Below are 22,468 nucleotides of genomic sequence, written 5' to 3' on the forward strand. Positions count from 1 at the left end.
ACCACATGCTCGGCTGGACATCAGAGGAGGAGCCATGACCACCGCGACGGCGTGCCCCGAGTGCGAGGGCGCGATCGAGATCACGAGCTCGGTGACGCAGAACGAGATCGTGGAGTGCCCCGACTGCATGAGCGAGCTCGAGGTCGTCACCGCCGAGCCGCTGGTGCTGGCGCTGGCTCCCGAGATGGACGAGGACTGGGGCGAGTAGGTGACCTCGATCTCCGCCGGCGTCGTCGGCGCGGCCGGGTACATCGGCGGTGAGCTGCTCCGGCTGCTCATCGCCCACCCCGAGGTCGAGGTGACGCGCGCCTACTCCGCGAGCCAGCAGGGCAAGCGGGTCGACAGCCTGCACCCCAACCTGCGCGGCCACACCTCGCTGACCTTCACGCACCCGGACGAGCTCGGCTCCCACGACGTGCTGTTCATCGCCGTGTCGCACGGGAAGGCCGCCGAGCTGGTCCAGGCGATCGGCCCGGCCGCACCGCTCGTCGTCGACCTCACCGCGGACTTCCGGTTGAAGGACCCCGCGGTCTACGAGACGTACTACGGCTCGGCGCACCCGGCGCCGGACCTGCTGGCCGGGTTCACGCCGGGACTGCCGGAACGCCACCGGGACGCGCTGCGGACGGCGGCGCGGATCAGCGTGCCGGGGTGCATGGCGAACGCGGCGATCCTGGCGCTGGCACCGCTGGCCGGGATCGTCGACCAGGACGTGACGATCGACGCCAAGATCGGCTCCAGCGGTTCCGGCGCGACCGCGACCGGGATGAACCTGCACTCCGAGCGCAGCGGGGCGATGCGGGTGTTCGCGGCGGTCCGGCACCGGCACGAGGCCGAGGTCGAGCAGGAGACCGGGCTGCGGGTGCGGATGACGGCGACCGGCGTCGAGGCGGTGCGCGGGGCTCAGGTCCTGTGTCACGCCACGGCCTCCGGTGTCACCGAGAACGACCTGCGCCGCGCCTACCGCACCGCCTACGGGAACGAGCCGTTCGTGCGGATCGTCGCGCAACGGCGTGGCCTGTACCGGCTGCCGGAGCCGAAGATCCTGGCCGGGACCAACTTCTGCGATGTCGGGTTCGCCGTGGACGGTGACCGCGTGCTGGCCGTCGCGGCGCTGGACAACCTCGGCAAGGGCGGCGCGAGCAACGCCTTGCAGTGCCTGAACATCCGCATGGGCTGGGCGGAGAGCACCGGCCTCGGCTTCGTCGGGCTGCACCCGATCTAGCACCGCGACCGGCCTGAGACCGCCGGCGCGGCACCGACACAGGCAGGAGAGACATGGACGGCGTGCTCGTGGTCAAGGTCGGCGGGGCGGCCGGTGTCGACGCCACCGGGGTCTGCGCGGACGTGTCGGACCTGGTCCACGCCGGTCGGCGGGTCGTGCTGGTGCACGGCGGCTCGGCGACGGTCGACTCACTGGCGGACCGGCTCGACGTGCCCCAACGTCACCTCACCTCCGCCAGCGGTGTCACGACCCGGCACACGGACGCGGCCACCCTGGAGGTGCTGCAACTGGCGCTGCTCGGCCAGGTCCGCCCGGCCGTGCTCGGTGCGCTGGGCGAGCGCGGCATCCGCGCGATCGGACTCTCCGGGCTGGACGCCGGTCTGCTGCGGGCCGAACGCCGCGCCGCCGTCCGCGCCGTGGTGGACGGCAAGCGCGTCCTGGTCCGCGACGACCACAGCGGACGGATCACCTCGGTGTCCGGGGCGCTGCTGGAGTTGCTGCTGGACAACGGGTACACCCCGGTGATTTCGCCGCCGGCGATCGCCGAGGACGGCCGCCCGGTGAACGTCAACGCGGACCGGGTCGCCGCCGCGGTGGCCGCCGAGCTCAAGGCGGACACGCTGGTGTTCCTCACCGCCGCCCCCGGACTGCTCGCGGACCTGGGCGATCCCACGTCGCTGCTGAGCAGCTACCCGCTCACCGCGGCCAGCGCGTCCACCGTGTCCGGTGGCATGTCGGTGAAGCTGATCGGGGCGCGCGAGGCGTTGCAGGGCGGCGTGCGGACGGTGCTGATCGCCGACGGCAGGGCGGAGTCGCCGGTGAGCCGGGCGCTCGACGGCGCCGGCACCCGCGTCACCCTCGCCTGAGAGACATGTCTCCCCCGGCCGGCGAACCGACCGGGGGAGAACGCTGTCACGCGATCCGGCGCATGGTGCCTGTGAGTGCCGCGACCTCCGAGCGGGACGAGACCTCCAGCTTGTCGAAGATCCGGCGCAGGTAGGTCTCCACCGTCTTGTGGCTCAACGTCAACGCCCGCGCGATCTGCTGGTTGGTCCGTCCCCTCGCCACGAGCTCGGCCACCTGGTTCTCCCGCACGCTCAACAGGCTCAGCCGCTCCACGACGGCCTTCTCGAAGTCCTCGACCTCGGCCGCCCCCGCCGCGCGCACGGGTGCCCCGTCCAGGTGCAGCACGGCGAGCAGGACCGGGTGCGACCGGGCGGACAGCACGGCGACGGCCGCGCGCACCAGCTGCCGCGCCTGCTTCTGCTCGGTCACCGACTCCAGGCACGCCAGCGCCAGCAGGGTCAGCCCCAGCTGGTCGGCCGGACCGCGCCGGGACAGCAGCTCGTCCTCCAGCGCGTGCCAGAACCGCGCCTCGTCGTTCCTGCCCACCGCCGAGCTGAGCCCGGCCAGCACCGCGCACAGCGACCCCGGCACCGCCGTGCCGCCGCTCGCGATCACGTGCCGGATCTCGGCGCACAGCCGTTTCGTCCGCACCGCGACCCCGGCCGAGCCGGTCGAGGAGGCGAGCGCACTCGCGTCCTGCGCGTGTTCCACCGCCAGTCCCAGCGCGCCGTCGCGCAGGTGTGCGGTGGCCAGGCCGAGGTGGAGCCGGCCGAGGACGTGGACCTGCTGGTGCCGCTCGGCGAGCTCCAGCCCGCGGGTGAACTCGGTCAGCGCGTGCGCGGTGCGGCCGGACCAGATGTTCGCCCAGCCGAGCCAGTCGAGCGCTTCACACGTCGACGTGACGTCATCACCCAGTCGGTCGAGCGCCTCGGCGGTGCTGTCGGCCACTGCCGCCGCCTCGGTGCCGCGGCCCAGTGTGGCGAGCATCGCGCTGTGCACGGCCGCCGCGCGCGGATCGGCCTGCGCCAGTGGTGCGACGGTGTCCAGCAGACCGGCCACGTCACCGCCGCTGTCCAGTGCGATCTCGGCGAGGGCGAGCGGCACCTCGACGTGCCGGACGGCCGTGCGGACCACCTCCGCCGCGTCGTCGAACCTGCCGAGCAGGCGCAGCGCCCGGACGTGGGACTCGGCCAGGCCGGTGAGGGTCGCCGGGTCCAGCTCGTCGTGGTGCCGCCACGCCTGCTGGTGCTCCGGCAGGCTCTCGGCCAGCCGCCCGGACAGCGCGGTGGCCCTCGCGAGCCGGGTGACCAGCTCGCCGCGGTGCAGGTCGTGCCGCTCCAGCAACGCCCGCAGCCAGCGCGACACCGCGCCGGGCATGCGGTCACCGGTGCTCCTGACCGCGGCCAGGAGCGTCTCGGCGTCCCGCTCGGTCGCCGGTTTGCCGGACCGTTCGAGGTGGTGCGCCTGGTCGGCCAGCGGTGCGCCGCGCTTCCACAGCGCCTCGTAGGCCCTGGCGTGAGCACCGATCCGCCACCCGCCACCCGACTGCCGGTAGCAGATCGCCCTGACCACGCCGTCGCGGAAACCGAGCCGGTTGTCCCTGGTGCGCACCAGGTCCTGGGCGATCAGCTCGTCCAGGCCGGCCAGCGCGCGGTCGTGTTCGAGCTCGGCGACCTCGGCCACCAGCACCGGGTCGATCGCGTCGCCGACGACGGCGGCGGCCTGGGCGAACAACCGCCCCTCCGGTCCCAGCGCCTGCAGGTCCACGCCCACGGCCGCCGCGACCGGGTGCGGCGACGGCAGGTCGTCCACGACCGCCGTGTCGTCGTGCGCACCGGCGGCCAGCGCGCTCAGCAGTCCTGGCTGCCCGCCGCTGAGCCGGTGCAGCACCCTGCGGCGACCCGGCCGCATGGTGGCGGGCAGCAGCCGCGCCGAGTCGGCCGGGTCCAGCGGTCCCAGCTCGATCCGCCGCACCGCACCGGTCTCCGCCGCCGTGCCCAGCGCGCTGACCAGGTCGACCGGCGTCTGCCGGGGACGGTGGGTCAGCACGAGCAGCACGGGTGCGGCCAGCGGGCGGCGCACCAGGTTGAGGATCATCTCGACGGAGCTCTGCTGCGCGTTGTGCACGTCGTCGAGCAGCAGCACGAGCGGTGCGTCCTCGCTCAGCTTCCCCAGCAACGCGCGGATGCCCTGACAGGCCCAGTACCGCCGTTCCTGCGGCTGTGTCCGGGTGGCGCCGGACGCGTGCAGCACGGGGAACATCTCCGGCAACCGGACTGCCGCCCGCGGGTCCATTCCGGACAGCAGACGCGCACCGCCTGCCGCCAGCAGGTCGTCCAGTGCGTCGGCGAACACCGCGAACTCCGTCATCAGCGGCTTGCCCACGGCCTCGCCGTGCGCCACCAGCACACCCGCGCGTTCCGCCCGTTCCCGGAACGCGGCCAGCAGCCGGGTCTTGCCCATGCCGGGCTCACCGGCCAGCTCCAGCACCCTGACCGGGCTCCCGCCGAAGGTTCCCAACAGGTGGTCGAAGAACTCGAGCTCCCGCGTCCTGCCCCTCAAGACCGACTGCCCGGACAACTCTCCCGTCCTGCCAAGCCCGCCCCCGAGCATCGACGGCTCCCTCCTCGACAGAGACATACCGCTGTTGGCGCACACCCGCAGGCGCGCACCAGTGCGTGCACGCCGTACGCACTCGTGTGCGCATCGGCATACACCCATGCGTGTATGAATCTGCACGAATAGACCCCAGTACCCGCCTGTCAGTATTACCCGCACACCACACGGCGGCAAGTCTGGCTAATCCGGCGCACGTCAGGGGGAACCTTGACACGCCTGCGGAGATTTGGTTACGTTCGCTTCGGGTCCAGCGACATGGGGGCTGTGACCCAGAAATGGCACTGGGGGCCGACCGGGGGGTTGACATGTCGCGAACTGGAAATACCAGACATCCGCGCAGGCCTTCCACCGGCAGAGCGCAGGCCTGACCTGATCGTCGCTGGCGAGGTAGCACGCGACCGTTGATCTCACGAACCTGACAGTTGACGCCGAGCCGTCCGGCCGGCTCCATTCGTGCTGCCCGCGTTCGATTGATTGTTCACCGACAAGACCACTTCCGCGCAAATTCGACGTGCAAATTTTCGGAACGGCAGGGGTAATCATGGTATCCGAAAGCAAGGCGTTCACACTGAGCGACGAGGAACTCGCGAAGTTCCACCGCGACGGATACATAGGTCCATTCGACCTCTACGAGCCCGAGGAGATGGCCGCGCATTTGCAGGCCCTGCGGCCGAAACTGATCAACACGAAAAAGGCCGTGTACGGCGGCGGCAAGACCATCTCCGGCGTGACCAACCTGTCGAACTACGACCGGCACCTGGACGTCGACTTCCTGGCCGAGCACATCACCCGGCCGGAGATCGTGGACCGGGTGTCGAGCATCCTCGGGCCGGACACGCTGTGCTGGCGCTCGGAGTTCTTCCCCAAGTACCCCGGTGACGAGGGTACGGACTGGCACCAGGCCGACAACTTCTCCAACGTGGCCGGCTCGAAGCACCCGCAGATCGTGTGGCCGGAGGACGCGGACTTCGGCGGCACCATCACGGTGTGGACGGCGTTCACCGACGCGTCGGTGGACATGGGCTGCCTGCAGTTCATCCCCGGCTCCCACAAGTCGATGAACTACGACGAGTCCAAGGTCATGGACTACAACCCGGAGCTGATCAACAACCAGGAGAAGGGCGGGGTGCGCCGCGGGTTCTTCGGCTACGACTACCGGCAGCTGCAGAAGGACCCCAACTGGTCCCCGGACGAGTCCAAAGCGGTCTCGCAGGCGATGAGGCAGGGCCAGTTCATCATCTTCTGGTCCACGCTGATGCACGCCTCGCACCCGCACGCGGGCAAGACCGACCAGATGCGACTCGGCTTCGCGGGGCGTTACCTGCCGACCTCCGTGCGCGTCTACCCGCACTCCGACGCGCTCGCCGAGTTCGGCGGTGCGGCCAGCCTGGAGAAGTTCGGCAACGTGCTCACCTCGGGCCGGGACAACTTCGGGCACAACAAGTTCGTCGAGACCACCGTGAACGGCTTCCGCTTCCCCGTCAGGGACGGGGTGCCGGCCTGATGGCGACCGACGACATCGACACCATCCAGAAGTGGGTCGTGACCACCTGTCAGGACCTCGGGCTGAGCGTGGACGCGGAGTCCGACTTCTTCCGGTCCGGCGGGTCCTCGCTGACGGCGGTCAAGCTGATCGCCAGGGCCGAGGAGGCCTACGGCGAGGACGCGCTGCCGCCTGACGACCTGTTCAGCAACAGCAGCGTCCGCGAGATCGCCGAGAGCATCGCCCGCAACGGGCAGCAGGCCGACGCGTCACCGGCGTAGGCGCACCGCGATGAGGGGTGGCCCCCGGTGTGCCTGCCGGGGGTCACCCCTCCACGCCGTCCACCCGGAAGCAGGGAGCAGATGTCGAGGGGAAGCGCATGAAACGGCTCACCGCCGGACCCAGAGCGCGCGATGTGCACGCTCTGGCCAATGTGGACACGTCGGTTCCCTTTCCGTCGGACAGCAGCATGAAGGAGCTGTTCGAACACCGTGCCCGGCGGAACGGCGGGGCGACCGCGCTCGTGCACGGCGACCGGCGGATGACCTACGCGGAGCTGAACGCGGCGGCCAACCGGCTGGCGGGGCACCTCGTCCGACAGGGGTGCCGGCGCGGTGACGTGGTGGGCGTGTGCGTGCGGCGGTCGTGCGAGCTCGTCGTCGCGCTGCTCGCGATCGTCAAGTGCGGGGCGGTGTACCTGCCGTTCGACCCGTCCTGGCCGGACGAGCGCCTGCACGTGATGTTCGGCATCGCCGGCTGCGACCGGGTGGTCACCGACCAGCGGGAGGCCCTGGCGGCGCGGCTGCCGCGGTGCCAGGTGACCGATGTGTCCTCTTCGGACGGTGACGGTGCCGCGGACCCCGCGGTCGCCGTGCTGCCCACGGACATCGCGTACGTCAACTTCACCTCGGGGTCGACCGGGCGGCCCAAGGGCGTGCCGATCCAGCACCGGTCGGTCGTCCGGCTGGTCCACGACGCCCGCTACACCCGGCTCGACGACAGGGCCGTCACCCTGTTCCTCGCGCCGGTCACCTTCGACGCGGCCACGTTCGAGATCTGGGGAGCGCTGCTCAACGGCGGCACGTGCGTGGTCTACCCCGGTGGTTTCGTCCGGCTGTCCGAGCTGCGCCGGGTGGTCCGCCGGCACGCGGTCAGCACGGTCTTCCTGACCACGGCGCTGTTCAACACGATGGTCGACGAGGACGTCGACGCCCTCGGCACCGTCGACACCGTTCTCACCGGCGGTGAGGCGCACTCGTTGCCGCACGTCGAAAAGGCGCTGGCGCACTACGGCGCGGGCCGGATCGTCAGCGTCTACGGCCCCACCGAATGCACCACGTTCGCCACCTACTACCCGCTCACCGGGCCGCAGCCGGAGGACCGGCCGCTGCCGATCGGGCGGCCGATCCAGAACACCCGCGTGCACCTCGTCCGCGACGACAGGCTGTGCGAGCCGGGTGAGACGGGTGAGGTGTGCCTGTCGGGTCCCGGCCTGTCCCCCGGTTACCTCGGGATGCCGGAGGAGACCGCGCGGCGGTTCGTGGACTGCGAGGTCGACGGCGTCACCGAACGCCTGTACCGCACCGGTGACCTCGCGTACTTCGAGGCGGACGGCGTGCTCGTGTTCCAGGGCCGTGACGACGACCAGGTCAAGGTCAACGGTCATCGCATCGAGCTGGGCGAGGTCCAGCACGTGCTGACCGGGCACCCGGACGTGCGCCAGGCCTTCGTCACCGTGCACGTCACCGGCACCGGCGAACGGGTGCTCATGGCTTTCGCCGTCTCGGACGCGCCGGCGGAGGCGTTGCGGGAGCACCTGGCGCACCGCCTGCCGCCGTACATGGTGCCCGCGGTGATCGAGGTCCGCGCGTCGCTCCCCCTGTCGGCGCACGGGAAGGTGGACCGCGAGGCCCTCCTGTCGTCACTGCGGTCCGGGTCATGAGCGACGACGTCCGCCACGAGATCCGGTCCGTCTTGGACGCGGTCGTGCTGCCGCACGCCGACAGCTGGGAGGAGCAGGGGCACATCCCGGCCGACGGGTGGCGTGCGCTGGCGGAGACCGGTCTGCTCTCCCTGCCGCACGAGGGCCCAGGCTTCCTGCGCAGCGCCGTGTTCCTGGAGGAGCTCGGCGGCACCGGGTACGCCGGCGTCCGCGCGGCCATCGGCGTCCACGCCTACATGGCACCCGCCTACCTGCGGATGTTCGGCACCGACGCCCAGCGGGCGGCCTGGCTCAGATCGGACCGGATCGCCGCGCTGGCCATCACCGAGCAGAACGCGGGAACGGACCTGTCCTCGCTGTCCACAGTGGCCAAACCGGACGGTGCCGGTCACCGGCTGACCGGGGAGAAGTTCTACGTGGCCAACGGTTCCACCGCGGACTACTTCGTCGTGCTGGCCAAGACCCGTGAGGGCGGCACCACCCGCGTGCTGTCCGGGGCGAGTCTGTTCGTGGTGGACGGCCGCTCCCCCGGCATCACCCGGCACCCGCAGCGGACGCTCGGCTGGCGCGCGGCCGACACGTGCCGGGTGTCGTTCGACGGGGTGGTCGCGGACGGGGTGATCGGCCGGCCGGACCGGGCGCTGCTGCAGCTGATGCCGGCGCTGGACTTCGAACGGCTGGTCGCCGGTCTGCTGGCGGTCGGCGGCGTCCGGCACTGCCTCGACCTGCTGCGGTCGTTCGTGCGGTCGCACCGGGTGCGCGGTGAGGCGCTGAGCGCCAACCAGGCGGTGCGGCACCGCCTGGCCGACCTGGACGCCCAGTTCGAGCTCGTGCGGGCCTTCGCCCACCGGCTGGCGGAGGAGCACTGCGCCGGGCGGCTGGACACCAAGGCCGCGGCCGTTCTCAAGCTCACGGCGACCGAGCTGGCGGTCGCGGCCGCACAGGCGTGCGTGCAGTTCCACGGGGCGCGGGGGTATCTCGACGACTCCGCGCCGGCCCGCCTGTACCGCGACGCGATGGCGGGAACCATCGCGGCCGGCGCGAGCGAGCTCATGCGTGACTTGATCTTCGAGTCGGGGCGATGAGGAGTGGAGACATGGGGAACTTGGACGCCGCGACGGTGAGCGGCCGCCTGCTGCTCGCCATGGCCGTGCTCACGGTCGCGGTGCGGGTCGTCGGCTGGGCGGTGAGCAAGATCGGCCAGCCGCGGGTGCTCGGGGAGATCGTCGCCGGCATCCTGCTGGGACCCAGCGTGCTGGGACTGGTGTGGCCGGAGATGATGGCCCACCTCTTCCCGCAGCAGGTGATCGCGGGGCTGAACGTGCTGGCCCAGACCGGCCTGGTGATGTTCATGTTCCTGATCGGCCTGGAGATCGACCTGAGGTCGCTGCGCGGGCAGGGGCGCAAGGTCACGGTCATCAGCCACGCGTCGCTGCTGGTGCCGATCGCGCTCGCGGTGCCGCTGGCGCTGTGGCTGTACCCCCGGTTCGGTGCGCAGACCGACCGGCTGGCGTTCTGCCTGTTCTTCGCCGCGGCCATGGCGATCACCGCGTTCCCCGTGCTCTCCCGGCTGTTGCGGGAGTCCGGCCTGATGCCCACCCGCGTGGGCGTGATCAGCCTGGTGTGCGCGGCGATCAACGACGTCTACGCGTGGATCATGCTGGCCGTCGTGGTCGCCGTGGCCAAGTCGACGGGCCTCGGGGACGTGCTGCTGACGCTCGCCCTGTCGACCGGCTACCTCGTCGTGATGTTCGCCGTGGTCCGGCCCCTGTTGCGGCGCCTGGGCCACCCGTCGATGTGGGTGATGGTCGCGGTGGCGATCCTGAGCGCCTGGACGACCGACCAGATCGGCATCCACGCGATCTTCGGCGGTTTCCTGGCCGGTGCCGTGATGCCGCGCGACCCCGAGTGGCAGCGCGGCGTCGAGGCGAAGCTCGAGAGCATGATCTCCGTGCTGCTGCTGCCGATGTTCTTCGGCCTGGTGGGGCTGTCCACCCGGATCGACCAGCTCACCACCGCCGCCCTCTGGCTGACCGCGCTGCTGGTCGTCGTGGTCGCCACGGTCGGCAAGCTCGGCGGCGCGGCGATCGCCGCGCGCCTGACCGGTGACCGGTGGACGGAGTCGCTGCTGATCGGCGTGCTCATGAACACGCGCGGGCTGACGGAGGTGGTGATCCTGACCGTCGGCGTGCAGCTGGGCGTGGTCTCCTCCTCCCTGTTCACGATCATGGTCCTGATGGCGCTGGCCACCACGTTCATGGCGGCACCGGTCATCACCGTGCTGCAGCGCCGCCTGGCGGACCCCCTCGTGACCGCCGATCCGCTGGCCGGCCGCGGCGCAGGAGCCGGTCGATGAGCCGGCCCGGTCAGGACGCCTGGCTGCGCGGCTTCTCGCCCAGCCCGGACAGCGAGGTCCGGGTCGTCTGCTTCCCGCACGCCGGTGGTTCGGCGAGCTACTACGTGCCGTTCGCCGAGCAGCTGTCCCCGGTGGCCGACGTGCTGGCCGTGCAGTACCCGGGCCGGCAGGACCGCAGGCACGAGCCGTGCATCGACGACATCGCCGTGCTGGCGGACCGGGTCGCCGAGGTCCTCGCACCGCACCTGGACCGCCCGACCATCTACTTCGGACACAGCATGGGCGCGACGCTCGCGTTCGAGGTCGCCCGCAGGACGACCGCGGCGCACCTCTTCGCGTCCGGCCGGCGTGCGCCGTCGTGCTGGCGCGACGAACGCGTGCACCAGCGCGACGACGACGGCCTGATCGCCGAGATGCGCGCGCTGAACGGCACGAGCTCCGCGCTGCTGCAGCACGAGAAGATCCTCCGCATGGTGCTCCCCGCGGTGCGCGCGGACTACCGGGCCGCGGAGACCTACCGGTACGCCGAGGGCCCGGACCTCACCGCGCCCGTCACCGTGCTGGTCGGCGACGACGACCCGCTGGTGACGCTGGACGAGGCCCGCGCCTGGCAGCGGCACACCACCGGGACCACGGAGCTGCACGTGCTGCCGGGCGGCCACTTCTTCTTGGAGGACCAGTGGCCCCGCATCACCGGCCTGGTCGGGGACGAGGTGCGCGGACTCGTGTCGTCGCGCGCGTGAGGACTCAGCCGGGCAGCAGACCGGAGTCCGCGAGCCACCTGTCGTCGTAGAGCGACTCCAGGTAGTTGCTGCCCAGGTCCGGTGCGATCGCCACGCACGTCAGGTCCTCGTCCCTGGACTCCAGCCACCGCAGCGCGCCGCTGACGACGGTGCCGGTCGACCCGCCGAACAGGTAACCGTGCCGCACCAGCTCGTGGCACGTCCGGACGGTGTCGCTCTCCTCGACGTGCACGACGTCGTCGACGAGCGACTCGTCCAGGATCTGCGGGCGGACGCTCGTGCCCAGGCCCGGGATCAGCCGGGTGGCCGCGGGCGTGCCGAAGGTGACCGAGCCGACGCTGTCGACGGCGACGATGCGCACGGCCGGCTGGGTCTCGCGGAAGTACCGCGCACAGCCCATCAGGGTGCCGGTGGTGCCCGCGCCGATGAACAGCACGTCCAGGTCGGGGAACTCCTTGGCGATCTCGGGCGCCGTGGAGCGGTAGTGGCCCGTCCAGTTGCCGGGGTTGGCGTACTGGTTGAGCCAGACGAAGCCGGGGTTGTCGCGGCACAGCGCCTGCACGTGCGCGATCCGGGTGCCGAGGAACGCACCGGACGGGTCCGGCTCGGACACCACGTGCACCTCGCTGCCCAGCGTCTCCATCGCGCGGCGGGCCGCACCGGTGCAGCGGACGTCGGTGACGCAGATGAACCGGTACCCCTTGCTGGCCGCCACGAGGCTGAGGGCGACGCCCATGTTGCCGGAGGAGGACTCGACCAGGGTCGAGCCGGGGGTGATGCGGCCGTCGCGTTCCATCGCGCCGACCATCTCCACCGCGGCCTTCAGCTTGATCGAGCCCGCGAAGTTGAAGCCCTCGCACTTGAGCAGCAGCCGCCGTCCGACGACCGGCCGCAGGTCCACGTACAAGTCCGCGACGTTGAACTCCAGCGGACTCGTGATGACAGCTGCCACACCGAAATCCCATCTCGTAGCCGACGCGCAAATCCTTTCCAGGGACGCCATATTTCCGCTATACGGACGGCCATAGGTGCGATACCGATGAAATATAGGCGCTCTCCGCAGGGTCGTTTTCACGACGAACCGGAGGGAGAGGCAGATGGGACACTGGGCTCCACTCGAGCTCGACCCGGCAGGCATCGGAGCCGAGCCAGGTCCACACGGGCTGGTCGACCATCTGCGCGGACGGGCCGACCTGGCCGGGCTGCTGGCGGCGAACAAGGCCCTGGTCTTCCGCGGTTTCCAGGTCACCACCGCGGAGCTCGACGAGGTGATGGACCTGCTGCTGCCCAACCGGCTCGCCTACGTCCACGGCAACTCGCCGCGCACGAAGGTCGGTCAGAACGTGTACACGTCCACGGAATACCCGCCGGAATTCGACATCTCCATGCACAACGAGATGTCGTACGCCCATCAATGGCCGGAACGGCTGATGTTCTTCTGCGACGTGGCACCGGAAACGGGTGGCGCGACCCCCGTGGTGGACGGGGTGCGCTGGCTGGGTTCCCTCGACGACGAGGTGCGCGAGGCGTTCGCGAAAGGCGTGCGGTACACGCAGAACCTGCACGGTGGCAAGGGCTTCGGCAAGAGCTGGCAGGACACGTTCGAGACCGGCGACCGGGACGTGGTCGAGGAGTTCCTCGGCACCTCCGGCAGCGAGTTCTCGTGGCGTGCCGACGGCGGGCTGCGGGTCAGCCAGGTGCGGCCCTCGACTGTCGAGCACCCGGTGACCGGTGACGAGGTCTGGTTCAACCAGGCCGACCAGTGGCACGCGGCCGGGCTCGGCGACGAGACCGCGGCGGCGCTGTACCAGATCATGTCCGAAGAGGACCTGCCGCAGTCGGTGACGTTCGCCGACGGCTCCCCCATCCCGGCGGAGCACGTGCGGCAGATCCGCGACCGCGGCCTGTCCGAGGCGGTCGACGTGAGCTGGCGCGCGGGCGACGTGCTGCTGATCGACAACGTGGCGGTCGGCCACGGCAGGCGGTCGTTCACCGGGCCGCGCCGCATCCTCGTCGCGATGTCGGACTGACCCGTGTCGAGCACCCAGCTCCACCACGAGCACCAGGCCGAGTCGCTGCGCCGCGCCGCCCGCCGGTTCGCCACCGGCGTGACGGTGGTGGCGGTGAGCGACGAGGGTCGTGACCACGCGCTGACCGCCAACTCGTTCGTCACGCTGTCGCTGCAGCCGGCCCTCGTGGGCGTGTCGGTCACGACGGGTGGCCGGATGCGCCTGCTCGCCGAACGCGCCCGCTACTTCGGCATCAGCGTCCTCGACGCCGGCCAGGAGGAGTACGCGCGGCACTACGCGAGCCGCGGCCGCGCCGGTGCTCCCGAGCACCTCGTGCTGCGCACGCTGGGCAGCGTGCCCGCGCCGGTCGTACCGGGCTGCGTCGCCTACTTCGTCTGCGAGTTCGCGCACACGCACCCGGTCGGCGACCACGACCTGATCATCGGCTCGGTGGTCGAGAGCCGCGTGGTCAGCGAGGAACGCGCGCCGCTCATCTTCCTCGACGGCAAGTTCAGCTGACTGGAGCCACCTGACATGACCCCGGTACCGCCCTTCGGCGGCCACTCCCTGTTCCTGTTCCTGGTCCAGGTCGCGGTGCTGCTCCTGCTGGCGCTGCTGACGGGCAGGCTCGCGATGCGGTTCGGGATGCCCGCGATCGTCGGCGAGCTGCTCACGGGCATCCTGCTCGGCCCGTCGCTGCTCGGCGCGGTGGCGCCCGGCTGGGCGGAGTGGCTGTTCCCGCACCAGGCGGAGCAGTTCCACGTGCTCGACGCGTTCGGGCAGATCGGGGTGCTGCTGCTGGTCGGCGTGACCGGGGTGTCGCTCGACCTCAAGCTCATCCGCAAGCGCGGCAGCACCGCGGCGAAGATCAGCATCCCCGGTCTGGTGATCCCGCTGGGCCTCGGCGTCGGCGCGGGGTTCCTGGTGCCGTCGGCGCTGCTGGCCGGCTCCGGTGACCAGCGCGCGGTGTTCGCGTTGTTCCTCGGCATCGCCATGTGCGTCAGCGCGATCCCGGTGATCGCCAAGACCCTGATCGACCTGAAGCTGTTGCACCGCAACGTGGGCCAGCTGATCCTCATCTCCGGCACGGTCGACGACATGGTCGGCTGGCTCGGCCTGTCGCTGGTCACCGCGATGGCCACGACCGGCCTGCACGCGGGCACGGTCGCGCGGTCCGTCGGGTTCCTCGTGCTGTTCGTCGTGGTCTCGGTCGTCGTCGGCAGGCCGGTCGTGCGCGCGGTGATGCGGCGGGTGAGCGACGGCGCCACGATCGGTGCCGCGGTCGTGGTCCTGCTGACGATGAGCGCCGCCAGCCACCTCCTCGGCCTCGAAGCGGTGCTCGGCGCGCTCGTCGGCGGCATGCTGATCCGCAACGCGGGCGGCGACGTGCTGGAGAAGCTGCTCCCGTTGCGCACGGTCGTCATGACGTTCCTCGCGCCGGTCTTCTTCGCGATGGCCGGGCTGCGCATGGACCTCACCGCCCTCGTCCAGCCGTCCGTGCTCGTCGCCGCCGTGGTCCTGCTGCTGATCGCGGTCCTCGGCAAGTTCGCCGGCGCGTTCCTCGGCGCGTGGCTGAGCGGCCTCAACCGCTGGGAGGCGCTGGGGATCGGCGCCGGCATGAACGCGCGCGGTGTCGTCGAGGTCGTGGTCGCGATGGTCGGGCTGCGGCTGGGCGTGCTCAGCACCGAGATGTACACGATCGTCGTGCTGATCGCGATCGTCACGTCGCTGATGAGCCCGCCGATCCTGCGTGCCGCGGCCGCCCGCATCGAGGTGACCGCGAGCGAGCGGCTGCGGTTGAGCGAGTACGAGCCCCCGTCGCGGCAGCAACCCGCCGCCGACCCCGCCTGAGGAAGGACACCCCGTGCTGCCTCCCCCCTTCACCGTCATCTCCGGCGCGCAGGTCCGCAAGGTCCTGACCGGTGCCGAGAAACAGGTCACCGACGTGGTCGAGGCCGCGTACCGGCTGCACGGCGACGGCCGGACGGTGAACCCGGACTCGTACTTCCTGCGCTTCCCCGACCGGCCGTCAGCGCGGATCATCGCGCTGCCCGCGTCGCTGGGCGCGGTGCACGGCATCAAGTGGATCTCCAGCTTCCCGGAGAACGTCGCGGGCGGACTTCCGCGCGCCTCCGCGGTGCTGATCCTCAACGACGCCGAGACCGGGTACCCGTTCGCCTGCGTGGAGGCGTCGGTCATCAGCGCCGCCCGCACCGCCGCGTCCGCCGCCCTCGCGGCCGTGCGGCTCAGCGCCGCGCGCGGTGTCCGGCCCACCCGCGTGGGTTTCGTCGGCGCGGGGCTGATCGCGCGGTACGTGCACACCTACCTGCTGGCCAACGGGTTCGCGTTCGACGAGGCCGGTGTGCACGACCTGTCCCCCGAGCACGCCGACGGGTTCGCCGCCTACCTGCGCCGGTCCGGACCGGTCGTGGTGCACGACCGGTCCGAGGACCTCATCCGCTCGTCGGACCTCGTCGTGTTCGCGACGGTGGCCGGCGAACCGCACGTGCACGACCCGGCGTGGTTCGCGCACAACCCGCTGGTGCTGCACCTGTCGCTGCGGGACCTGTCGCCCGAGGTGGTCCTCGCGTCCTGCAACGTCGCCGACGACGTCGAGCACTGCATGAAGGCGAACACCTCACCGCACCTGACCGAGCAGCGCACCGGGGACCGCTCCTTCATGGCGGGCGACATGCGCGCGCTGCTGGCGGGCGAGATCGACGTGCCGGCGGACCGGCCGGTGGTGTTCTCGCCCTTCGGGCTGGGGGTGCTGGACCTCGCGGTGGCGGTGCACGTCCACGAGCACGCGGGCGGGCTCGTCGTGGACGGGTTCTTCGACGAGCTGAAGCGCCACGGCTGAGGGGGAGGCATGACCGAGCGACTGCCGCTGTCGGCGGCACAACGGGGTGTGTGGTTCGCGCACCAGCTGGACCCGACCGGGCAGCTGTTCAACTGCGCCGAGTACCTGGCCGTGGACGGTCAGCTGGACGTCGGCGTGTTCACCGCGGCGTGGAACCGGCTGCGCGCCGAGGCCGACGCGCTGCGGATCACCGCGCTCGACCGGGCCGACGGCGAGCTCTGGCAGTTCGTCGCACCCGGCGGCGACGCGCCGCTGCTGTTCTTCGACCACACCGGCCACGCCGATCCCGAGGGCGACGCGCTGCGGTGGATGCGTGCGGACACGACCGGTGCGGTCGACCTGGCCGTGCCGCCGATCTCGGCGTTCGCGCTGTTCAAGGTGTCCGACTCGCGCTTCCTCTTCTACTACCGCATGCACCACGCGGTCGTCGACGGGTACGGGGTGCAGCTGATCGGCACCCGGCTCGCGGAGCTCTACACGTCGCTGGTGTCCGATGTGGACGGCGGGACGCCCTGCACGTCGTTCGAGCACATCCTCACCGAGGACCTGGCCTACCGGGCCTCCGCGCAGTTCGAGCAGGACCGCGAGTACTGGATGAAGCGGTTCGGCGACCAGCCCGCGCAGATGCGGGTGCTCGGCGACGTGCCGCCCGGCGCCGATCCCGCGTCGCTGCCGCTGCGGCTCAGCCGGGTCGCGGAGCTGGCACCCGCGCACGTCTCGGCGTTGCAGCAGGCCGCCGCGGCGACGGGGTCGACGTGGCAGGTGGTCGTGCTCGCCGCGGTCGCGGCCTACGTGCACCGCGTCACCGACCGCAGGGACGTGGTCATCGGCATGCCGGTCGCGGGGCGGCGCAGCACGGTGTCGCGGCGTGCGCCCGGCATGGCGACGAACTCCGTCGCGCTGCGGATGGACGTCTCCGCGGCCGAGAGCCTCACGGACCTGGTGCCCCGCATGGCCGAGGTCGTGCGCGCGGCGCTGCGGCACGAGCGCTACCGCGCGGAGGACCTGCGCCGCGACCTCGGGCTCGACGGCAGCGAGCAGGCGTTCATCGGACCGATGGTCAACTTCATGCCGTACGACCGCACGCTGCGGTTCGGTGCCGCGACGGCCACGACGCACAACCTGGCGTCGGGCCCGATCGTGGACCTCTCGCTGGGTGTGCGCGGTCAGGTGGGCGGCCAGATGTCGCTCGTGTTCGAGGCGAACCCGCAGCACCACAGCCTGTCCGGGTTCCTGGCCCACCGCGACCGGCTGTCCGCGTTCCTCCGTGCGGTGACCGCGGACCCGGCGCGGCCGATCGGTGCCGTGTCGCTGCTGTCCGACGTGGAACGACGTGATCTGCTCGTCGACCGCAACGCCACAGCGCGCGACCTGCCGGGCGAGACCGTGCCCGAGCTCGTGGCCCGCCAAGCCGCTCGCACCCCCGGTGCACCGGCCGTGCGGTTCGGCGACCGCACCCTCACCTACGGCGAGCTGGGCGCACGCGCGTCGGCGCTCGCCGCCGGGCTGGTCGCACGTGGGATCGGCGCGGAGGACCTCGTGGCGGTCGCGCTGCGCCGCTCGCCCGAGCTGGTCGTGGCGATGCTCGGGGTGCTGCGGGCCGGTGCCGCGTACGTGCCGGTCGACCCCGAGTACCCGGCCGAACGCGTCGCGTACCTGCTCGGCGACCTCCGGCCAGCGGTGGTCATCGACGACGCCGCGTTCGACGATCCCGGGTTCAGCGGTCCCTCCACGGCGACCCCGCCCGCCCCTCGCGGCGAGCACGCGGCCTACGTCGTCTACACGTCCGGGTCGACCGGTGCCCCGAAGGGTGTCGTCGTACCGCACGACGCGATGCGCAACTTCGTGCTGGACCACGCCGAACGCTTCGGCGTGACCGAACGCAGCCGGGTGCTCCAGTTCGTCTCGCCCAGCTTCGACGTGGCCGTGGGCGACATCTGGCCGACGCTCGTGTCGGGGGGCTGCCTGGTGCTCGCACCGGACGGGCAGGACCTCGCCGGGCTGCTGCGGTCGGAGCGGGTCACGCACGCCACCATCCCGCCGGTCATGCTCGCGCAGCTGCCGTCCGACGGGCTGCCCGACCTGCGGTTGCTGATCACCGGCGGGGAGCCGCCTGACCAGGACGTGGTGCGGCGGTGGGCGTCGGGCCGGCGGATGGTGAACGTCTACGGCGTCACCGAGGCCGCGGTGGCCAGCACGACCTGCCCGCTCACCCCGGGGGACGGGGCGCCGATCGGCAAGCCCGTCGCGAACACGCGGGTGTACGTGCTGGACTCGCGGCTGGAACCCGCGCTGCCCGGTGTCGAGGGCGAGCTGTACCTCGCCGGGGACGGGCTGGCGCGCGGGTACCTGCGCCGGGCCGCGTTGACGGCCGAGCGGTTCGTGCCGTGCCCGTTCGGGCCGCCGGGTGCGCGGATGTACCGCACCGGCGACCTGGTGCGGTGGCGGCCGGACGGCAACCTGGAGTACCGCGTCCGCGCCGACGACCAGGTCAAGATCCGCGGGTTCCGGGTCGAGCTCGGCGAGCTGGAGGCCGTGCTGCTCCGTCATCGCGCGGTCCGGTCCGCGGTCGCCGTGGTGCGGCTGGACGAGGGGCGCAAACGGCTCGTCGCGTACGTGGTGCCGGACGGTGCGGTCACCGCGGAGGAGCTGCGCGAGCACGCCGCGCGCCTGGTGCCGGACTTCATGGTGCCGGCCGCCGTGGTGCTGCTGGACGAGCTGCCGGTCACCCCGAACGGCAAGGTGGACCGCAGGCTCCTGGTCGCGCCGGACTTCTCCTCGACCGACGACGCCACCCCCGAGGACGGGCGGGAGGCCCTGCTGTGCGGGCTGTTCGCGCAGGCGCTCGGGGTGGCCCGCGTGGGTCCGCAGGACTCGTTCTTCGACCACGGCGGCGACAGCATCATGGTGTTCCCGCTGGTGGCGAACGCGGCCGCGGCGGGACTGGAGTTCACCGCGCGGGAGGTGTTCCAGCACCCGACGCCGGCCCGGCTCGCGCGGGTGGCCAGGGACGTCCTGACCGCGGCGGGCACCGGCCCGTTCCCTCCGACCCCCGAGCTCGCGCGGCTGGGCACCCGGTTGGACGGCCTGCACCAGTCGGTGGTCGTGCCGGTGCCGCTCGGCACCCGGCTGAAGGCGGTGACCTCGGTCGTCGACACCCTCGTCGCGCACCACGAGGCGCTGCGGATGCGCGTGCTGGCGGACGGGACGTGGGAGGTCGCCGACGCCGCTGCCGACTGCCTGAGCCGCGTGCTGCTCGTCGGTGACCCCGAGCCGGAGGTCGTGGACACCGAACGGGCGGCGGCCGCCGAACGCCTCTCCCCAGCCGACGGACGGGTCGTCCAGGCGGTGTGGTTCGACTCCGGTCCCGCGCACCCCGGTCGGTTGCTGCTGGTGCTGCACCACCTGCTCGCCGACGGCGAGTCGTGGCGGACCTTGCTGTCCGACCTGGACGCGCTGTGGTCCGGGGCCGCGCTGCCTGCCGCCGTCCCGTTGCGCGACCACGTGTCGGGCACGCCGGGCGGGCCGGTGGACGCGGGTCCCGTGCGGACGGTGGAGATCACGCTGCCCGACGCCGACTGGGGCTCGCTGGCCGAGCGGTACCGGGTGGACCGGGCCGACGTCGTGCTGGCCGGGCTCACCCAGGCGGTGACCGAACCGTGCCTCGCCGAGGCGCCGCGCTCCACCGGGCCGGTCGGGCGGATCGCCGCCCAAGTGCCCGTGCACTGCGCGTGGGCGCCGGCCGAGAAGGCGTTGCGGCAGGTCAAGGAACAGCGGCGGGGCGGCGGTGCCGACGCGCACCCGCGGATCGCGTTCCGCGACCTCGGCGAGCTGCCGGTCGAGTCGTTCACCTGCACCCCCGATCCGGGACACGCCCTGGCGTGCACCACGTTCTCCGTCGGTGGCGTGCTGCGCGCACAGCTGGCGTGGCGCGAGTCCGCGTTCTCGGAGGCGGACGTGCACGAGTTCGCCGACCAGTGGCGTGCCGCGCTCGGCGACCTGGCCGCGTTGCGGGGCCGCGCCGCGCTGACGCCGGCGGACGTGCCGCTCACCGGCCTCACCCGGGCCGAGCTCGACGCGATCACCGCCGCGCACCCGGACGTGACCGACGTGCTGCCGGTGTCGCCGCTGCAGGCGGGGTTCGTGTTCCTGCACGCGGTGTCCGGGCAGCACGCGGACTCCTACGTCTCGCAGCTGCGGTTCGACCTGGAGGGCCCGTTCGACGCCGCACGGATGCGGGCGGCGGCCACGGCGTTGCTGCGGCGGCACCCGAACCTGCGGGCGGCCTTCCGCGACGACGTCCAGATCGTGTGCTCGGACGTCACGCTGCCGTGGCGCGAGACCGCGTGCACGGCCGGCGACGCCGACCGGATCGCGGCCCGGGAGCGCGCCGAGGGGTTCGACCTCACCCGCCCGCCGCTGGTCCGGTTCCACGTGCTGCGCTTCGGCGAGCACCACCACCGGCTGCTGCTGACCGCCCACCACGTGCTGTGGGACGGCTGGTCGACCGGGCTGATCGTGCGCGAGCTGTTCGAGCGGTACGCGCAGGACACCGAACCCCGTCCCGGCCCTCCCTACTCCGACTACCTGCGGTGGCTGGCCGGCCAGGACCTCGACGAGTCGCGCCGGGCCTGGGTCGCGGCGCTGGAGGGCTTCTCCGCGCCGACGCTCGTGGCACCCGGCGCACCGCCTGCCCGCGAACGGCAGGAACAGGTCAGGACCGACCTCGACGCCACGACGACGGCCGCGCTCGCCCGCATCCCCGGTGTCACGCTGAACACGGTGGTGCAGGCGGCGTGGGCGACCGTGCTGGGCCAGGTGACCGGGCGCGACGACGTGGCGTTCGGCTGCTCGGTGTCGGGCCGGCCGCCGCACCTCCCGGGCATCGAGCGGATGGTCGGGCTGCTGACCAACACGGTCCCCGTGCGCGTGCGGCTGGGCCCCGACCTGCTGACCCGGCTGCAGGCCGAGCAGGCGGCCCTGATCCCGCACCACCACCTGGGGCTGGCCGACATCGGCCGCGACCTGTTCGACACGGCGATCATGTTCGTCAACTACTCCTTCGACCGCGCCGAGTGGGCGGACGCGCTGCCGGAGGAGCTGCGGCTGACCGGGTTCGAGGTCGAGGACGAGACCCACTACCCGCTGCGGCTCGCCGCGGTGCCCGGTGAACGGCTGCACCTGCGGCTCGGCTACCGGCCCGACCTGTTCCGCCCGGCCGAGGCACGGCGGTTGCTCGACCGCCTGGTCCACGTGCTCGGCACCTTCGCCGACTGAGGGGACACCCCGTGCGCGACGTGTACATCAAGGGAATCGGCGTCCACCTGCCGCCGGTGGTCGGCATCGAGTCGGCCGTCGCGCAGGGGCTCTACCCCGCGGAGGAGGTGGACCTGCACCAGCTCGCCGGCGCCGCCGTGGCGGGTGAGGTGCCCGCGCCGGAGATGGCCCTGCTCGCGGCGCAGGACGCGTTCAAGCGCACCGGCCACGACCCGCACGACGTCGGTGTGCTGCTGTACGCCGACTCGTGGCACCAGGGCCCGGACGGCTGGCAGCCGCAATACCACCTGCAACGGCACCTGCTCGGCGGTGACGTGCTCGCGGTCGAGGTGCGCATGGGGTGCAACGGGATGTTCGGCGCGCTGGAGCTGGGTGCGGCGCACGTGCTGGCCGGCCGCGGGAACGCCTTGCTGGTGGCGTCGGACAACTTCGGCACCCCGATGATGGACCGGTGGCGGATGGGCCCCGGCTACGTCGCGGGTGACGCGGCGTCGGCCGTGATCCTGTCACGGGAACCGGGTTTCGCCCGGCTCCTCGCGGTCGCCTCGGTGGCCGTGCCCGAGGCGGAGCAGATGCACCGGGGCGACGAGCCGCTGTTCCCGCCGGGACCGACGGTCGGCGCACCGCTCGACTTCGTGGCGCGCAACGCCGCGTACAAGAGCCGGATGGTCTCCTCGGGGGAGGGCACCGGCGCGCTGATCCGCATCCACCAGCAGACGCTGTCCGTCGTGGAGCGCGTGCTCGACGAGGCCGGCATCGGTCTCGGCGACGTCACGCGCGTGGCGTACATGAACTACTCGCGGGAGATCGTCGAGCAGCGGTGCATGGCCGCGCTCGGGCTCGGCATGTCCCGCTCCACCTGGGAGTTCGGCCGCACGGTCGGCCACCTCGGCGCGAGCGACCAGGTCGTGTCGCTCGACCACCTGCTGTCCGCGGGCGAGCTCGGACCGGGCGACCACCTGCTGATGCTCGGGGTCGGTCCCGGCGTGACGCTGTCCGCCGCGGTGGTCGGCATCGACCACCCCGCCCCCTGGCTGGACTCGCCGGAACAACCGTGAGCACACCACCGGTGGGCCGTGACCGGCGGCTCGGTCCCGCGGTCACGCCC

General features: G+C 72.1%; 17 protein-coding genes. 15 read left to right on the plus strand and 2 right to left on the minus strand.

All coding sequences use genetic code 11. The features are described from left to right. Window positions 1-34 precede the first annotated feature (34 nt). The 3 genes from lysW to AB0A63_RS00815 are packed head-to-tail and all read left to right on the plus strand — an operon-like array spanning window position 35 to window position 2,091. Window positions 35-208: a lysine biosynthesis protein LysW gene (gene lysW / locus AB0A63_RS00805; RefSeq protein WP_360383697.1), complete on the plus strand. Its 174-nt coding sequence runs from the start codon at window positions 35-37 to the stop codon at window positions 206-208. Then, window positions 209-1,225: an N-acetyl-gamma-glutamyl-phosphate reductase gene (argC, locus tag AB0A63_RS00810; protein WP_360383700.1), complete on the plus strand. Its 1,017-nt coding sequence runs from the start codon at window positions 209-211 to the stop codon at window positions 1,223-1,225. Between the two features lie 53 nt (window positions 1,226-1,278). Next, window positions 1,279-2,091, plus strand: a complete 813-nt coding sequence (locus tag AB0A63_RS00815; protein WP_360383703.1) for a [LysW]-aminoadipate kinase — start codon at window positions 1,279-1,281, stop codon at window positions 2,089-2,091. Window positions 2,092-2,137: 46 nt separating this feature from the next. Here AB0A63_RS00815 and AB0A63_RS00820 read toward each other — a convergent pair whose 3' ends face one another. Then, on the minus strand, window positions 2,138-4,633 hold the full coding sequence (locus AB0A63_RS00820) for an AAA family ATPase (protein WP_360383705.1): 2,496 nt from the start codon (window positions 4,631-4,633) through the stop codon (window positions 2,138-2,140). A gap of 598 nt (window positions 4,634-5,231) precedes the next feature. On the opposite strand from AB0A63_RS00820, the gene AB0A63_RS00825 reads away from it, so the two are divergent. The 6 genes from AB0A63_RS00825 (at window position 5,232) to AB0A63_RS00850 (ending at window position 11,214) form a co-directional block, all read left to right on the plus strand. Continuing rightward, a complete protein-coding gene (locus AB0A63_RS00825; protein ID WP_360383708.1) occupies window positions 5,232-6,194 on the plus strand; it encodes a chlorinating enzyme in 963 nt (320 codons plus the stop codon). After that, the gene (locus tag AB0A63_RS00830) at window positions 6,194-6,454 is read left to right on the plus strand and encodes an acyl carrier protein (protein WP_360383711.1); all 261 of its coding nucleotides are present in this window, start codon (window positions 6,194-6,196) and stop codon (window positions 6,452-6,454) included. Before AB0A63_RS00825 ends, AB0A63_RS00830 begins: the two co-directional genes overlap by 1 nt. Before the next feature lie 188 nt (window positions 6,455-6,642). Then, window positions 6,643-8,115: an amino acid adenylation domain-containing protein gene (locus AB0A63_RS00835; RefSeq protein ID WP_360383714.1), complete on the plus strand. Its 1,473-nt coding sequence runs from the start codon at window positions 6,643-6,645 to the stop codon at window positions 8,113-8,115. Then, window positions 8,112-9,200 carry an acyl-CoA dehydrogenase family protein gene (locus AB0A63_RS00840; protein WP_360383716.1) on the plus strand — a complete coding sequence of 363 codons (1,089 nt, stop codon included), beginning with the start codon at window positions 8,112-8,114 and terminating at the stop codon, window positions 9,198-9,200. The genes AB0A63_RS00835 and AB0A63_RS00840 overlap by 4 nt, the downstream gene beginning before the upstream one ends. Before the next feature lie 11 nt (window positions 9,201-9,211). Further along, complete coding sequence (locus tag AB0A63_RS00845; protein ID WP_360383719.1) at window positions 9,212-10,471, plus strand: cation:proton antiporter; 1,260 nt, start codon at window positions 9,212-9,214, stop codon at window positions 10,469-10,471. Then, on the plus strand, window positions 10,468-11,214 hold the full coding sequence (locus AB0A63_RS00850; protein WP_360383721.1) for an alpha/beta fold hydrolase: 747 nt from the start codon (window positions 10,468-10,470) through the stop codon (window positions 11,212-11,214). The genes AB0A63_RS00845 and AB0A63_RS00850 overlap by 4 nt, the downstream gene beginning before the upstream one ends. 4 nt (window positions 11,215-11,218) lie before the next feature. On the opposite strand, the gene sbnA is transcribed toward AB0A63_RS00850, so the two are convergent. Beyond that, a complete protein-coding gene (sbnA, locus tag AB0A63_RS00855; RefSeq protein ID WP_360383724.1) occupies window positions 11,219-12,166 on the minus strand; it encodes a 2,3-diaminopropionate biosynthesis protein SbnA in 948 nt (315 codons plus the stop codon). 145 nt (window positions 12,167-12,311) lie between these two features. Here sbnA and AB0A63_RS00860 point away from each other — a divergent pair, with 145 nt between their 5' ends. Genes AB0A63_RS00860 through AB0A63_RS00885 form a run of 6 tightly spaced genes read left to right on the plus strand, consistent with a single transcriptional unit; the run spans window position 12,312 to window position 22,418 of the window. Next, on the plus strand, window positions 12,312-13,244 hold the full coding sequence (locus AB0A63_RS00860; RefSeq protein WP_360383727.1) for a TauD/TfdA family dioxygenase: 933 nt from the start codon (window positions 12,312-12,314) through the stop codon (window positions 13,242-13,244). 3 nt (window positions 13,245-13,247) lie between these two features. Continuing rightward, complete coding sequence (locus tag AB0A63_RS00865; protein WP_360383729.1) at window positions 13,248-13,742, plus strand: flavin reductase family protein; 495 nt, start codon at window positions 13,248-13,250, stop codon at window positions 13,740-13,742. 15 nt (window positions 13,743-13,757) lie between these two features. Continuing rightward, a complete protein-coding gene (locus AB0A63_RS00870; protein WP_360383731.1) occupies window positions 13,758-15,074 on the plus strand; it encodes a cation:proton antiporter in 1,317 nt (438 codons plus the stop codon). Between the two features lie 16 nt (window positions 15,075-15,090). Further along, entirely contained in the window at window positions 15,091-16,083 is a 993-nt protein-coding gene (gene sbnB / locus AB0A63_RS00875; RefSeq protein WP_360384954.1) for a 2,3-diaminopropionate biosynthesis protein SbnB, read from the plus strand. A gap of 9 nt (window positions 16,084-16,092) precedes the next feature. After that, entirely contained in the window at window positions 16,093-21,360 is a 5,268-nt protein-coding gene (locus tag AB0A63_RS00880) for an amino acid adenylation domain-containing protein (RefSeq protein ID WP_360383734.1), read from the plus strand. An 11-nt stretch (window positions 21,361-21,371) separates the two neighbouring features. After that, window positions 21,372-22,418 (plus strand): ketoacyl-ACP synthase III family protein, encoded by a 1,047-nt coding sequence (locus AB0A63_RS00885; protein ID WP_360383737.1) that lies wholly within the window; start codon window positions 21,372-21,374, stop codon window positions 22,416-22,418. Window positions 22,419-22,468: the final 50 nt, after the last annotated feature.

It is taken from the genome of Lentzea sp. NPDC042327, from assembly GCF_040647275.1.
Taxonomy (GTDB): Bacteria; Actinomycetota; Actinomycetes; order Mycobacteriales; family Pseudonocardiaceae; genus Lentzea.

Bases quoted from the DNA above. Each gene is read 5' to 3' on its own strand.
- lysW (WP_360383697.1), top strand. From the start codon at position 35: ATGACCACCGCGACGGCGTGCCCCGAGTGCGAGGGCGCGATCGAGATC.
- AB0A63_RS00815 (WP_360383703.1), top strand. From the start codon at position 1,279: ATGGACGGCGTGCTCGTGGTCAAGGTCGGCGGGGCGGCCGGTGTCGAC.
- AB0A63_RS00825 (WP_360383708.1), top strand. From the start codon at position 5,232: ATGGTATCCGAAAGCAAGGCGTTCACACTGAGCGACGAGGAACTCGCG.
- AB0A63_RS00830 (WP_360383711.1), top strand. From the start codon at position 6,194: ATGGCGACCGACGACATCGACACCATCCAGAAGTGGGTCGTGACCACC.
- AB0A63_RS00835 (WP_360383714.1), top strand. From the start codon at position 6,643: ATGAAGGAGCTGTTCGAACACCGTGCCCGGCGGAACGGCGGGGCGACC.
- AB0A63_RS00840 (WP_360383716.1), top strand. From the start codon at position 8,112: ATGAGCGACGACGTCCGCCACGAGATCCGGTCCGTCTTGGACGCGGTC.
- AB0A63_RS00845 (WP_360383719.1), top strand. From the start codon at position 9,212: ATGGGGAACTTGGACGCCGCGACGGTGAGCGGCCGCCTGCTGCTCGCC.
- AB0A63_RS00850 (WP_360383721.1), top strand. From the start codon at position 10,468: ATGAGCCGGCCCGGTCAGGACGCCTGGCTGCGCGGCTTCTCGCCCAGC.
- AB0A63_RS00860 (WP_360383727.1), top strand. From the start codon at position 12,312: ATGGGACACTGGGCTCCACTCGAGCTCGACCCGGCAGGCATCGGAGCC.
- AB0A63_RS00870 (WP_360383731.1), top strand. From the start codon at position 13,758: ATGACCCCGGTACCGCCCTTCGGCGGCCACTCCCTGTTCCTGTTCCTG.
- AB0A63_RS00880 (WP_360383734.1), top strand. From the start codon at position 16,093: ATGACCGAGCGACTGCCGCTGTCGGCGGCACAACGGGGTGTGTGGTTC.